The sequence below is a fragment of the Kitasatospora sp. HPM-01-4 genome (genome assembly GCF_051374625.1).
Taxonomy (GTDB): Bacteria; Actinomycetota; Actinomycetes; order Streptomycetales; family Streptomycetaceae; genus Kitasatospora.
In genome coordinates this window covers 6,698,719-6,711,347 of sequence record NZ_JBPQGP010000005.1, presented here as the reverse complement: position 1 = coordinate 6,711,347, position 12,629 = coordinate 6,698,719, and the positions used below count along the sequence as shown (strand labels likewise).

The window sequence follows — 12,629 nt, the reverse complement described above, 5'->3', positions numbered from 1 at the left end:
CGTACGGCTCCGGCGTCCGAACCGGACCTCGGCCGAGCCCCGTTGACCGTTCCGGCCTCGTCCAGGACGGATGCTCTCGCCCATGGTCCTCACGGAACCGGAGATATGATGATGCGTCAGCCAAGGAGTCTGCTCCGCTGCCAGCCCTGACGGCCGGGGAGCCCGACGACCGTCCAGGACGCTTGGAGCCGCCAGGTGGGCACGACCGATGAGCGGGAAGCCGAACTGCGGTACCTGCAGCAGCTGTTCCGGATGTTCGGCCGCACCCAGTGCCGCGGCCGTTCGCCGCTGTACGCCCTGCTCAGTGAGACCGTCGCCGAGGATGGCGCCCTGCTCCGGCTGCTCCTGGAGACCCCGGCGCAGCAGCGCCGTCCCAGTCTGCTCTTCGCCGCGGTGAACCACCTGGTACGAGCGCGGCCCGATCACCTCCTGGCCGCCTACTACCCGATCCACGGCGGGCGGCGGGCCGTCGACGACGAGGCACCGTCCGCGTTCCGGGCGTTCTGCGCCGGGCACCGGGACGAGTTGCACGACCTGCTGACGAACCGAGCCACCCAGACCAACGAGATCCGGCGCTGCTTCGCCCTGCGACTCGGTGTACGCCGGATCGCCCGGCACTGGCCGGGGCCGGTGGCCCTGCTCGAAGTGGGCGCCAGCGCGGGTCTGAACCTGCACTTCGACTCCTATGCCTACCGGCTCTCCGGTCAGCCCGCGGCGACGGCCGACGACGCGCCCGTGACACTGACCACGACCGTCCGCGGTGGCGGGCCGGCGGACGGGCTGCTCGGCGGCCTGCCGCGGGTGGTCCATCGGTCCGGTGCCGACCTGGACCCGGTGGACCTCGCCGGCGACCCCGCCGCCGGGCCGTGGCTGGAAGCGTTCATCTGGCCCGAGCAGGTCCGCGAACTGGCCACCCTGCGCGGGGCGATGGAGCTGGCCGGGCGCCGGCCCTTCCCCGTCGTACGTGCGAACGCCTGCCACGACACCGCGCGGCTGATCGCCGAAGTACCCGGGGACATCCCGGTCGTGGTGTTCACCGCCTCGCTGCTCAGCTACCTGGACGCCGAAGGGCGCGCCCGGTTCACCGATCAGCTGACCACGGCGGCCCGGGACCGCAGGGTGGCATGGCTGTTCACCGAGGCGCCCGGTCTGGTGGCGCGGACCGATGTCGCAGCACCGTCGCTCTCGGGGCCGCTGCACGAGGTCGGCGAGATCTACGCGGTCGGGACCAGCCTGCGGAGCGGGAGCACGCGGGTCGACGAGGTGCTCGCCCTGGCCGACCCGTACGTCGAGTGGATCGCACCGGCCCGCACCCATGACGACGACTTCTCCTGGGCGGCGGCCGAAGGACTGCACCCGGCCCCGGAGAACCACCGCGCGGGCCGGACCGGCTGACGCGAGCGTCCGGGGAATCCTCTCGCCCCGGAAAAGCCCGGAGAACAGTTCCGTACTCGTGGTGTGCGCGGCCACGGGCGTACGACGGCGGTCCTGCCGCCCTCCCGGGCCGGTGTGAGCGGCGGTGGCCGAGCGGGCCGCCGGGTGAGCCGTGGTGCGCTGCCACCGTCCGCAGGCCGACGTCATCGGGGCTCGGACTCAGCTCTGGGCGCCGGGCGTCAGGGCGGGCCAGAGGATGGCACCGGCCGGGCCGGCGGCGTCCGCCCGGACGACGGAACTCGCGGACCGGGAGCCGCTCTGCGCGGGCAGCGGCCCGGCGACGGCCAGGGCCAGGACGGCGGAGGCGGTACCGCACAGGGCGATACGGACCGTGGTGGCGATGGTCGCAGGCATGGTCTTCTCTCCAGGGGACGCGGATGGGGCGGGGGCTTCCGGCTGCCGCGCCGTCGATACCGGCAGCGGGGGAGGTGATCCGATCCTTGCCGGTGCCGCGACGGAGATCCAGGCTCTCGGGCGTCGTGCCCCGGCCATGGCGTGGACCGGCCAGGAGAACGGCCGGGCACACATGGGCAGGCGGGGGCGCGAACCGCTCAGAAGCCGAACACCGGTCCGGTCGGCGGGGCGACGCGCACTCCGGGCGTCGGCGTGGCAAGGGCGGCCGAGGTGACCGGACCGCCCGCCGTGACCCCCAGAGCCGCCGCGAGCCGCTCCGCACCCTCGGGCATGACCGGCCAGGCCCAGGCGGTGAGCGCGTTCGCGACCGCCAACTCCGCCGCCAGGGAGGCCCGGTAGGCCGATCGCCGGCCGGGTCGGTCCCGCTCGTACGCGTTGGCCAGGTGGAAGTCATCGACGAGCCTGACGACTTCGTCCAGCAGGGCGACCGCCCGCCTGGGCGAAAATCCCGATACTCCGTAGGAGCTTCGTAGTTCACGGGCCGAAAAGTCCAGCCGTTGCCTCAGCACGTCCCACCCCGCACCACCGGGCTCCTCCTCCGGGGTCACCCCAGCGCAGTCCTCGCGCAATGCGGCGAACAGCCGGCCCAGCCACTCGTTCCAGCCGGTGTGCAGCCGGGCACCGGTGCGCTCCAGCCCGTCCAGCTCGAACTCGGCCGGCCGGAACTCGGGACGGCCGGACAGCACATGGCGGCGCAGCGTGTCCGAACCGGCGTCGGTGAGCACGTCCAGTGCCCAGACGGCGTGCCGCTCGGTGGTGGAGAGCTTCCGCCCGCCGAGCCGGTAGTGGTCGTTCACCTGGAAGGCCGACGGGAGCGGCCCGCCGTGCGCGGCCACCAGGGCCGGCAGGACCGCCAGTTGGAAGGCGGCGCGGTCGATGCCGAAGAACTGCACCGGCCCCTGCTCCCTCTCGTCCGCACCCCGGACCGACAGCAGATAGGAGGCGACCTCCTCGACGGCCGGGGCGATCCGCTGGCCCTCGAAGCCCTCGACCGGCACCTCGATGCCCCACTGGGCGGGATGGCTCACCGCGACGTCCGGCAGTCCGTCGTGCAGCAGGCCGTCGCGGAACGCGGCGAGGCGCGGGGGCAGCGCCACCGAGTCCCAGAAGGCGACCAGTTCCTTGCGGTACGCCTCCAACGGCAGGTAGAGCCGCCGGCACTGGCGCAGCACGGCCGGGGTGCCGCAGAGCACACAGACCGGCGCCAGCAGGTCGCCGCAGTCGTTGGGGCGGGCGCAGGTCCGGCAGAGGTTGCCGTCCGCCTGGGCACCGCAGGAGGGGCAGCCGCCCGTGACCAGCTTCCCGTACAGCGCGCGCTCGCACGGTCCGCAGTACGGCAGCAGCCGGGTGCGCGCCACCAGCACGCCGTCGGCGTGGAGTTCACTGAACAGCGAGGTCACGAAGGCGCGGTAGCTCTTGTCCCGGCCCGGCCGGACCAGCTGGTCGAACCCGACGCCGGCCCGGTGCCAGTCCACCGCGATCGCCTCGCCGTAGCCGTCGGCCACCTCCGCCGGGTCGCGGCGCTGGGTGAGGGCGCACAGCTCGACCGCGCTCCCGTGGTCGGCGAGTCCGCCGGTCAGGCGGACGGAGTGGCCGTCCGCCGTCAGGAAGCGGCGCAGGACGTCGGCGGCGACGTAGGGACCGGCCAGGTGCCCGACGTGCAGTTCGCCGTTGGGCGTGGTCGGGGTCGCGGTGATCCGGAGGAAAGTGGACACGGGTGGACCTCCTCTGTGCTGCTGGTGGCTTGCGCTTCGTTGCCGGCGTCTTGCGCGGGCGGACCGGGAGGTACGGGTCGCGCGGTCTGGTCCTGCCATCCTGTCAGTGCGACGGCGATCGATCGACCGATCCGGGCTGCGCGTCCACGCCGTGGCGTGTGGCCGCCAGGGACCTCCCTCGCGGAGCACCGTGATCCGCTGAGCGGTACGGGACTTCGGCTGCCCTCCGCTCGCACGGCGAGTCCGCGCTCCGGGACGGTACACGGTTCCGGTGGCACGCCCGAGTCGGCTGCGACAGCGCACGGCTGCCGCCGATCGAGCAGGAACCGGCGACTGAGGCAGGGGAGTTGACGGAGAACCGCCGCACCGCTGGTCTGGCCTCCCACTTGGCCGACCGGACATCCGGCCGTTCCGGCCGTCCTGTGGCCACGGCGGACGGCGCGTCCACGCCACGGCGGGTGGACGCCGCCCGGACTCCTTTGCGACCGGGCGGTAGGCGCGTGATGCTGCTGGCTGACCCGACCCGGCTCCCGGACCAGTCGGCCCGGACCCGCCGCGTACCCGGCGCCGGCACCGGCGCTCTACCAGGACGAGGACACACGATGACGGCAGCCAAGTCGCCCACCGCCACCCCGACCGCCCGCCCGGCAGTTGAGACCGGTACCGCCGGGACCGCCCCGGCCAGGCCCGACCGGGTCCTGGTGATCACCGCCCACCCCGACGACGTCGAGTTCTGCGCCGCCGGCACCGTGATGCAGTGGGCCGACCAGGGCGCGGCGATCACCTACTGCGTGCTCACCGACGGCGACAACGGCGGCTTCGACGAAGCCCTCCCCCGCCAGACCATCGCCCCGCTGCGCCGGGCCGAGCAGCGGATGGCGGCCCGCGCGTGCGGAGTGCACGACGTCCGGTTCCTCGGCTACCCCGACGGGCGCCTCGAACCGAGCATGGAGCTGCGCCGGGACATCACCCGGGTCATCCGGCAGACCAAGCCCGACCTGGTGATCCTGCCCAGCCCCGAGATCAACTGGGACCGGATCGCCGACGTCCACCCCGACCACCGGGCAGCGGGCGAGGCCGCCCTGCGCGCCGTCTACCCCGACGCGCGCAACCCCTTCGCCCACCCGACCCTCTACCGCGAGCGGAACCTCGCCCCCTGGGAGGTCCCGGAGATCTGGCTGATCACCGGACCGACCCCGAACCGCTTCGTCGACGTCACCGAGGTCTTCCCCCGCAAGCTCGCCGCGCTGCGCCTGCACACCTCGCAGACCGCCCACCTCACCGACCTGGAGGAGCTGCTGGTCCGCTGGCAGGGCGAACACGCCGCCCAGGGGGGTCTGCCGGCCGGCCGGCTGGCGGAGGCCTTCCAGGCCGTCCGACTGGGGTAGGGCCGCCCGGGCCGACTCGGCGTCAGCCGCCCCACCGCCCGAAGGCGGCAGTCGGCCGCGATGTCGGAACAGGCCCCTGACCCGTCAACTCCAGGCCTCTGACGGGAGATTGGCGACGGACCCTACTCCTTCCGGCGGGGCTGCGCGCGCACGTGCATGCGCTCACCCTGCGGTCCGAACAGGCTCAGGACCTCCACCGGTGCCTCCCCCGTGCTGCCGAACCAGTGCGGCAGCCGGGTGTCGAACTCGGCGGCCTCCCCCACCTTGAGCACGACGTCGTGCTCGGCGAGCACCAGCCGCAGCTTCCCGCTCAGCACGTACAGCCACTCGTAACCCTCGTGCGTCCGTGGCTCGGGCTTGCTGCGGCTGGTGTCGATGACCATCTTGAACGCCTGCGGCCCGCCGGGCTGCTGGGTCAGCGGGACCACCGTCGTCTCACCGTGTCTGACCGGCTTCAGCCGCACCCTCGGGTCGCCGACCGGTGGCGCACCGACCAGCTCGTCCAGCGGCACCTGGTGCGCCTGAGCGATCGGCAGCAGCAGTTCCAGACTGGGCTTCCGGTGCCCCGACTCCAGCCGGGACAGCGTGCTGACCGAGATCCCGGTGGCCTCGGACAGCGCGGCGAGCGTGCACCCGCGCTGCCGGCGGATGCGCCTGAGTCTCGGTCCGACGGCGGCGAGCAGGTCTTCCATGGCCTTATTGCAGAACCGGCAACAAGGTTTGTCAACCTGCCGCCGCCCGAGCGCATGGTCGGCGCCAGGAGGTGTCCGACATGGAGGATGTACTGATCCCTGAGGGCGAGGCGTGCACGCCGGGCCGGCCGAAAACCGGATGCGCGGGCGCGCGGTCCCTGCCAGGCTGCGCCGGTGAACCGTGAAGAGATCTCCGCACTCGCCCATGCCGACCACCCGATAAAGGCCCCGCTCAGCGACGACTCGGTGCGCCGCCTGCTGGGACACGCGCTCCCCCGAGGGGACGAGCGCGTGCTCGACCTCGGTTGTGGCGGTGGCGAATGGCTGCTGCGAGCCCTGGCCGAACACCCCCGGCTGCACGCCGAGGGCGTCGACATCTCCGAGGTCGCCCTGGCACAGGCCGACCGGGCGGCCCTCTCGCGCGGTGTCCGGGACCGCCTCGTACTCCACCGGCAGGAGGCCGCGGAGTTCAGCTCCCCGCGCCCGTTCGACCTGGTGCTCAACGTGGCTTCCTCGCATGCCTTCGGGGGCCTGCTCCCCACCCTCGCCGAGGCCCGCAGGCACCTCGCACCGGGCGGGCGCGTCCTGATCGGCGAGGGCATCTGGAACCGCGAGCCCTCCCCGGAGGCCGTCGAGATGCTCGGTGACTTCACCGACCTGGCGACGACCGTGGAACGCGTGGCCGCCGACGGCTGGACCCCGGTCCAGGGGCATGTCAGCACCCGCGAGGAGCTCGACGGCTACGAGTGGGCCTGCTGGGGCTCGCTGGCCTCCTGGGCCCTGGACCACCCGGACGATCCGGACAGCTCCCAGGCCCTCGAGACGGCCGCCGTGCGCCGCACCGAGTGGCTCCGCGACTACCGGGACTCCTGGGGCTTCGTCTGCCTTGTGCTGCGCCGGACTTCCGACTGAGGCACTGCTCCCGGCCTTCCGGGGAGTGCCGTTCGCCCGCGCCGTTCGCCCGCGCCGTTCGCCCGCGCTGTTCGCCCGCGCCGGACAGGGCGACCGGGTACGCGGTCCTGTCCCTAGGGCCCGGCCCCCGCGTGACCGCCAACGGCGGTGGAATCACCCGTAGATGACCAGTTCCCGGTCGGTGGCTCCGGTGAGGCGGTAGCGGGCGGGATCGACCGGGCGGCCGCAGTACATCCTGATGACCGTGCCCGGGTCGGCCTCCAGCCGGGCCGGGGCGCGGCCCTCGACCACATTGCCGAAGACCATGCCGCCGATCGGGGTACTGGCGTGGACGCGCGGCGTGCTGCGCTCACGGCTGACCGTGGCCAGGAGGGCGAGTGCGTCGTCCATGCCAACGCTCTCGTACGCGCCCGGCTCGCCGAGTGCCTCGCGGACGTCTCCGGCGTGGACCCACTCACCCAGACCGATCACGTCCAGCGCCCCGCCGGCGGCTGCGATCATCGGGCCCGCCTCGACCATGCCCTGCTCCAGTTCGTCGAGTACCCGGCCGATCGGCCAGTGTCTTCGTTCCAGGACGTCGGCCGCGTTGTGCTCCGGGGTGAAGGCGGGCAGGCGGTTCTCCACGATCCGCACCAGTGCGGCGCCGCAGTGTGCCAGCACCTCCCGCACCGTCCAGTCCGGGCAGGACGTCGGACGGTCGAAGTGGTGCTCGGGTGTGCGGCGCAGCATCGGCAGCAGCGTCTCCCGCTCGGTGAGCAGCAGGCGTCCGGGGCGGTCGGGGTCGCGAACGGTCGTCACGGGGAACTCTCCCATCTCGTCAAGGTGCGGCATCGGTGCCTCCTTCGGTGTCCTCTGGGCGTGCTCCCCGAACCGACCGGGGTCGGTGGCGCTACCGCTCGGGCCTGCTCCCGCCCGGATGGGGCCGGTCCTAGAGGGCGTGTCTGGCAATTCGCGTCGGATCAGCGCGCGGCGTCTGGGTGCGTGCATCGCAAGGCGGAGGCGGGGGGCACCTCCCGGCCGGAGGCTGGGGGCGAGTCCATGCGGAGCATCGGCGACTGACGACAACGCGGCGAGGTGCGTGCCCGGGGGCACCTCCCGGCCGGAGGCTGGGGGCGCGTCGCGCGCCCGGCGGGAATTGCCAGACACGCCCTAAAGGCCCAGGACCTCGCGCAGCTTGTTCGCGCGGTCGGTGGACTCCCAGGTGAAGTCGGCCAGTTCACGTCCGAAGTGCCCGTAGGCGGCGGTCTGCCGGTAGATCGGGCGCAGCAGGTCGAGCTCGCGGACGATGGCGGCCGGGCGGAGGTCGAAGACCTGGAGGACGGCGTCCTGGATGCGGTCCACCGGGACGGTCTCGGTGCCGAAGGTCTCCACGAACAGGCCGACCGGGGCGGCCTTGCCGATGGCGTACGCGACCTGGACCTCGCAGCGGCGGGCGAGCCCGGCCGCGACCACGTTCTTGGCCACCCAGCGCATCGCGTAGGCGGCCGAGCGGTCCACCTTGGACGGGTCCTTGCCGGAGAAGGCGCCGCCGCCGTGGCGGGCCATGCCGCCGTAGGTGTCCACGATGATCTTGCGGCCGGTCAGGCCGGCGTCGCCCATCGGGCCGCCGATCTCGAAACGGCCGGTCGGGTTGACCAGCAGGCGGTAGCCGGTGGTGTCCAGCTCGACGCCCTCCAGCACGGGACGGACCACGAACTGCTCGATGTCGGGGGCGAGCAGTGTGTCGAGGTCGATGTCGGAGGCGTGCTGGGTGGAGACCACCACGGTGTCCAGCCGGACCGCGCGGTCGCCGTCGTACTCGATGGTGACCTGGGTCTTGCCGTCCGGGCGCAGGTAGGGCATGGTGCCGTCCTTGCGGACCAGGGTGAGGCGCTGGGAGAGCCGGTGGGCCAGGGTGATGGGCAGCGGCATCAGCTCGGGGGTGTCGTCGCAGGCGTAGCCGAACATCAGGCCCTGGTCGCCGGCGCCCTGCTGGTCCAGGGTGTCGGCGGCGCCCTCCACCCGCGCCTCGAAGGCGGCGTCGACGCCCTGGGCGATGTCGGGCGACTGGGAGCCGATGGAGACCGACACGCCGCAGGAGGCGCCGTCGAAGCCCTTCTTGGAGCTGTCGTAGCCGATCTCCAGGACGGTGTCCCGGACCAGGGTGGGGATGTCGGCGTAGGCGCAGGTGCTGACCTCGCCGGCCACATGGACCTGGCCGGTGGTGACCAGGGTCTCCACGGCGACCCGGGAGGAGGGGTCGATGGTCAGCAGCGCGTCGAGGATCGCGTCGCTGATCTGGTCCGCGATCTTGTCCGGGTGACCCTCGGTCACGGATTCGGAGGTGAACAGTCGGCGTGCCATGGGGGTGGGCCCTTTCGGTGTGGTGGGGGTGGGGGGCCGCCGGGCGGCTCGGTACGGCGCAGTGGGTCTCCACGCCGCGCGGCCGAGCCGCCCGGACCGGATCGGACCGACCGGTTCAGTGGACGGCGACGCCGAGGAACCGGGCCTCGATGATGTTCAGCGTGCGCAGGTGGTCGACCTCCAGCGACTCCATGTCGATGCTCCGGCCGCTCACCTGCTCCAGCAGGAAGACGAACTCCACGAAGGACAGCGAGTCGATCAGGCGGTTCTCGATCAGGTCGAGGTCGCCCGCGATGTCCTGGCGCTCGGGGTTGCGCTTGAGGATCCAGTTCCTGATCTGCTGCAGCTCTGCGGACATGGTGATGCTCCTTCGGATGAGTGGGGGTTGGTGCCGATGAATTCGGTGGTTCGCCGGGTGTCAGGACCCGGCGGGGACCGCCGCACCGACCGCGACGGCGTAGTCCACGTCGTGGCTGATGCTGACGGTGATGCCTTCGATGCCCGCTTCCTGTGCCAGCCTGGCCGCCCGGCCGTGCAGTTCGATCAGTGGCCAACCGCCGTCGGCGCGGCGCACCTCGATGTCGAGCCAGGGCAGGATCCGGTCGGCGACCCTCAGGCTCTTGAACGCCGCTTCCTTGGCCGCGATCCGGCCGCAGACGCTGAGCAGGTTGAGTCCCTCGTCGGTGCGGCAGTCGGCGAGTTCCCGTTCGGTCAGCATGCGCAGTAGGAAGGGCTCGCCGTGCTCGGCCACGATCCGGCGGACCCGCGCCGCCGAGACGATGTCCATACCGAGGTTCGCCCAGCCCGGGGCGGGGGCAGGTACGGAGCCCGCCGCCATGTCAGACCGCCGATCGCGCCCACGCGACGGCGGCGGTGGCGGCCTGCCAGCTGCCGTGCCGGCGGGTGAGGGCGGAGAGCCAGCGCTCCAGGCCGAAGGCCACACAGCTGGTGAAGACGGGCTCGCCGCTCTCGGCCAGACTGATGTCGCAGCGCTCGCCGAAGAAGTTCCGGTGCACGTTGACGGAGGCGATGGCCAGGTCCTCGTACAGGAACTCGTGCTTGACCGGCGAGAGTTGCTGGAGCAGCAGGCGGGCGCCGCCGCGGTCGTAGAACGGGTCGGTGGCGGCCTCCCTGCGCAGCGGGAGCTCCAGCGCCTCGGCGAAGGTGGAGATCTTCTCGGTGAAGGTGCTCAGGTGCGTCTCGGCGTGCTCACGGGTACCGAGGGCGATGATCTCGCGCATGTGGAAGCCGAGCAGGCGGCGCAGGCTCTCGTACTCGGTCTCCTTGCGGAAGCAGCGGCCGACCACGGTCACCAGGCTGTTGCCGGGCAGCCGGGTGCCCGCGTGGTGCAGGTAGACGCCGTAGCAGGCGGCCGAGGGCAGGCCGAGGGCGGCGGGTTCCAGGGCCTGCCGGGCGAAGGTGCCGCTCTCGGCGTCGAACGGGGAGCGCTCGCGCTCGGCGAGGTCCAGCGGTGCGGCGAGGATCGCCTGGTGCGGGAAGTTGTCGTAGTAGTCGAGCCTGGCCAGGTCCGCGGCGGGGAGCAGCGGCGGCATGGTCATCGCCGTGGCGCCGGCGGCGGTGCCCCAGGCCGCGAAGGTGTCGTCCAGCAGTCGCAGCAGGGCGGTCGCCTCGGGGCCGAGCGCGGACAGGCCGTTTCGCTCGATGGTGGTCTCGACGGCTGCGGCGTCGAGGGGCGGGCTGGTAGCGGGGCTCATGGGCCACCTCCCAGTACGGATGGGTAGAGGGGTCGGTCAGTCCGGCAGGCTGTCGTCGGAGAAGATGCCGGACTTGAGGAAGAAGGCCATCGGCTTGCGGATGACCTTGCGCTGCACGGCCTTTCGGCCCTCGTCCTCGATCAGCGCCTCGCGCATGGCCAGCGGGTCGGCGATGCCGGCGTCGCGGTAGACGTGCGGGTTGTAGAAGGAGTGCAGGCTGAAGACGATGTAGCGCTTCAGGTAGGCCTCCACCTCGCGCAGTTCGGCCTCGTCGACGGCGGCCTTCATCCGCTGGTGGAGGTGCGAGACCAGTTCGCGGCCGAAGGCGATGTGCCGGGACTCGTCCTGGTGGTGGATCCGGTTCACCTGGCGGATGGTCTCGTGCAGCGTGGTGTCCTGCGCCATCCGCGTGTTGTAGAAGTCGACCATCTCCTCGAAGAACAGGATCCGGGCGAAGACCAGGAAGTTCTCCACCTCCGGGGCGCGCTTCTCGGTGGGGGCGGACTTGAGCGCGGCGCCGGTGTAGATCTTGTCGCCGTAGCGGCGGCAGAACTCGGAGAAGAACCACATGTGCTCGTTCTCCTCACCGATGAAGTGGTGGAAGAAGTCCGAGGGGATCTCGAAGCCGGGGGTGTGGATCCGGTCCACGACCTCGATGATCAGCTCCCGGATGCCGTGCACGTTGAGGCTGTAGAAGTTGATGCTCTCCCACTTGGAGAGCCTCTTCAGGGTCGCCTCGTCGAGCCCGTCGTGGAGCGCGGAGCCGTGGACGGAGAGCAGGTCGGGGCTCATCCACCAGTCGTCCTCGGGCAGTTCGTCGGCCCAGTCGAAGGTCTGGTAGGGGTTGTAGTAGTCCTCGACGGACTTGTGCGAGAGCCGGTCGAGGAGTTCGCGGAACCGGTCGCTGAGGTCGGGTGTCGCGGTGGTCATCTGGCGTTCTCCGTAGGGTGGGCGGTCTCAGGGGCGGGCTTCGTACACGGCGTTGACGGCGCTCTCGGTGGCGCGGCGCCAGCGGGTGAAGCCCGCGGTCCTGGCGATCTCGCCCAGGGCGTCCTGGCCGGCGTGGTTGCCGAGGGCGTACGGCCCCTTCTCGGCGGCGGCCACGGGCAGGCACATCACGGCCGACAGACTCATGAACAGCCGGCCGGCCGGGCTGGTGTTGTCCGCGACGGCGGGGTGCGCGTTGGGCTCGACGATCATCCAGACGCCGTCCGGTACGAGCGCCTTGCGCACCTGGCGGGCGGCGGTCGCGGGGTCGCCGAGGTCGTGGATCACGTTGAAGTAGGTGATCAGGTCGTACTTGCCGCCGGGGATGCCGTCGGCGCCGGCCACCTCGAAGACCACCCGGTCGGCGAGACCGGCGGCCCGGGCGTTCTCGCGGGCCTGGCTGATCGCCTCCTCGGAGTAGTCGTAGCCGTACACCTCGGCGTTCGGGAACGCCTGGGCGATCAGGAGGGTGGCGTGACCTGGGCCGCAGCCGATGTCGGCGACCCGGCCGCCCTCGGCGAGCCGCTCGGTGACGCCGTCCAGGGCGGGCAGCCAGTGCTGGACCAGGTTGGCCCGGTAGCCGGGCAGGAAGTAGCTGCCCATGCCCGAGTCCAGGCTGGCGTGGTGCTCGGCCCAGCCGACGCCGCCGCCGGTGCGGTACGCCTCGGTGAGCTGGTCCTCGGTCGCGTAGAGCGCCTTGAGGGCGGTGAAGAAGGGGGCGGCGTAGGTCGCGGACTCCGGGTCGCCGAGGACCGCGGCCCGGGCGTCGGTCAGCTCGTAGGTGCCGGCCCCGGGGTCGTGGGCGACGTAGTCGGCGGCGGCCTGCGCGTGCAGCCACTCGCGGGAGTACCTGGGGTGGATGCCGGCCCGCTCGGCGAACTGGTCGATGGTCAGCGGTCCCGCACCGTGCAGCGCCCGGTACAGGCCGAGGCGTTCACCGAGGGCGACGGTCAGGCCCCGGACGGCGGCGCCCGCGTCGTCGATCACCCGCTGGTGGAACTCGGCGGCGGTCTCTGCGGTCATGTCGGT

Annotated in this window: 13 protein-coding genes; 3 read left to right on the top strand and 10 right to left on the bottom strand. The window is 72.2% G+C overall.

Annotated elements, in window-relative coordinates; all coding sequences use genetic code 11:
* Positions 1-195 precede the first annotated feature (195 nt).
* Positions 196-1,395, top strand: coding sequence for a DUF2332 domain-containing protein (locus tag ACSMTC_RS29375; protein ID WP_436562740.1), 1,200 nt, complete (start codon positions 196-198; stop codon positions 1,393-1,395).
* Positions 1,396-1,593: 198 nt separating this feature from the next.
* Here ACSMTC_RS29375 and ACSMTC_RS29370 read toward each other — a convergent pair whose 3' ends face one another.
* Entirely contained in the window at positions 1,594-1,788 is a 195-nt protein-coding gene (locus tag ACSMTC_RS29370) for a hypothetical protein (protein WP_436562739.1), read from the bottom strand.
* 197 nt (positions 1,789-1,985) lie between these two features.
* The gene (locus ACSMTC_RS29365) at positions 1,986-3,563 is read right to left on the bottom strand and encodes a class I tRNA ligase family protein (protein ID WP_436562738.1); all 1,578 of its coding nucleotides are present in this window, start codon (positions 3,561-3,563) and stop codon (positions 1,986-1,988) included.
* A 602-nt stretch (positions 3,564-4,165) separates the two neighbouring features.
* On the opposite strand from ACSMTC_RS29365, the gene ACSMTC_RS29360 reads away from it, so the two are divergent.
* On the top strand, positions 4,166-4,951 hold the full coding sequence (locus ACSMTC_RS29360; protein WP_436562737.1) for a PIG-L deacetylase family protein: 786 nt from the start codon (positions 4,166-4,168) through the stop codon (positions 4,949-4,951).
* Between the two features lie 122 nt (positions 4,952-5,073).
* On the opposite strand, the gene ACSMTC_RS29355 is transcribed toward ACSMTC_RS29360, so the two are convergent.
* A complete protein-coding gene (locus tag ACSMTC_RS29355) occupies positions 5,074-5,643 on the bottom strand; it encodes a helix-turn-helix domain-containing protein (RefSeq protein ID WP_436562736.1) in 570 nt (189 codons plus the stop codon).
* 174 nt (positions 5,644-5,817) lie between these two features.
* Here ACSMTC_RS29355 and ACSMTC_RS29350 point away from each other — a divergent pair, with 174 nt between their 5' ends.
* The gene (locus ACSMTC_RS29350) at positions 5,818-6,555 is read left to right on the top strand and encodes an SAM-dependent methyltransferase (protein WP_436562735.1); all 738 of its coding nucleotides are present in this window, start codon (positions 5,818-5,820) and stop codon (positions 6,553-6,555) included.
* 153 nt (positions 6,556-6,708) lie between these two features.
* Here ACSMTC_RS29350 and ACSMTC_RS29345 read toward each other — a convergent pair whose 3' ends face one another.
* The 7 genes from ACSMTC_RS29345 to ACSMTC_RS29315 form a co-directional block, all read right to left on the bottom strand.
* Complete coding sequence (locus ACSMTC_RS29345) at positions 6,709-7,386, bottom strand: maleylpyruvate isomerase family mycothiol-dependent enzyme (protein WP_436562734.1); 678 nt, start codon at positions 7,384-7,386, stop codon at positions 6,709-6,711.
* A 318-nt stretch (positions 7,387-7,704) separates the two neighbouring features.
* The gene (gene metK / locus ACSMTC_RS29340) at positions 7,705-8,898 is read right to left on the bottom strand and encodes a methionine adenosyltransferase (RefSeq protein ID WP_436562733.1); all 1,194 of its coding nucleotides are present in this window, start codon (positions 8,896-8,898) and stop codon (positions 7,705-7,707) included.
* A gap of 115 nt (positions 8,899-9,013) precedes the next feature.
* Positions 9,014-9,256, bottom strand: a complete 243-nt coding sequence (locus ACSMTC_RS29335; RefSeq protein ID WP_436562732.1) for an acyl carrier protein — start codon at positions 9,254-9,256, stop codon at positions 9,014-9,016.
* 60 nt (positions 9,257-9,316) lie between these two features.
* The gene (acpS, locus tag ACSMTC_RS29330) at positions 9,317-9,685 is read right to left on the bottom strand and encodes a holo-ACP synthase (protein ID WP_436562731.1); all 369 of its coding nucleotides are present in this window, start codon (positions 9,683-9,685) and stop codon (positions 9,317-9,319) included.
* A 52-nt stretch (positions 9,686-9,737) separates the two neighbouring features.
* Positions 9,738-10,613, bottom strand: a complete 876-nt coding sequence (locus ACSMTC_RS29325; RefSeq protein WP_436562730.1) for a class-II aminoacyl-tRNA synthetase family protein — start codon at positions 10,611-10,613, stop codon at positions 9,738-9,740.
* 36 nt (positions 10,614-10,649) lie between these two features.
* Positions 10,650-11,543, bottom strand: coding sequence for a diiron oxygenase (locus ACSMTC_RS29320; RefSeq protein ID WP_436562729.1), 894 nt, complete (start codon positions 11,541-11,543; stop codon positions 10,650-10,652).
* Between the two features lie 27 nt (positions 11,544-11,570).
* Entirely contained in the window at positions 11,571-12,623 is a 1,053-nt protein-coding gene (locus tag ACSMTC_RS29315) for a class I SAM-dependent methyltransferase (protein WP_436562728.1), read from the bottom strand.
* Between the last annotated feature and the right edge of the window lie 6 nt (positions 12,624-12,629).

Bases quoted from the DNA above. Each gene is read 5' to 3' on its own strand.
- ACSMTC_RS29355 (WP_436562736.1), bottom strand. From the start codon at position 5,643: ATGGAAGACCTGCTCGCCGCCGTCGGACCGAGACTCAGGCGCATCCGC.
- ACSMTC_RS29345 (WP_436562734.1), bottom strand. From the start codon at position 7,386: ATGCCGCACCTTGACGAGATGGGAGAGTTCCCCGTGACGACCGTTCGC.
- ACSMTC_RS29320 (WP_436562729.1), bottom strand. From the start codon at position 11,543: ATGACCACCGCGACACCCGACCTCAGCGACCGGTTCCGCGAACTCCTC.
- ACSMTC_RS29325 (WP_436562730.1), bottom strand. From the start codon at position 10,613: ATGAGCCCCGCTACCAGCCCGCCCCTCGACGCCGCAGCCGTCGAGACC.
- metK (WP_436562733.1), bottom strand. From the start codon at position 8,898: ATGGCACGCCGACTGTTCACCTCCGAATCCGTGACCGAGGGTCACCCG.
- acpS (WP_436562731.1), bottom strand. From the start codon at position 9,685: ATGGACATCGTCTCGGCGGCGCGGGTCCGCCGGATCGTGGCCGAGCAC.
- ACSMTC_RS29360 (WP_436562737.1), top strand. From the start codon at position 4,166: ATGACGGCAGCCAAGTCGCCCACCGCCACCCCGACCGCCCGCCCGGCA.
- ACSMTC_RS29370 (WP_436562739.1), bottom strand. From the start codon at position 1,788: ATGCCTGCGACCATCGCCACCACGGTCCGTATCGCCCTGTGCGGTACC.
- ACSMTC_RS29315 (WP_436562728.1), bottom strand. From the start codon at position 12,623: ATGACCGCAGAGACCGCCGCCGAGTTCCACCAGCGGGTGATCGACGAC.
- ACSMTC_RS29335 (WP_436562732.1), bottom strand. From the start codon at position 9,256: ATGTCCGCAGAGCTGCAGCAGATCAGGAACTGGATCCTCAAGCGCAAC.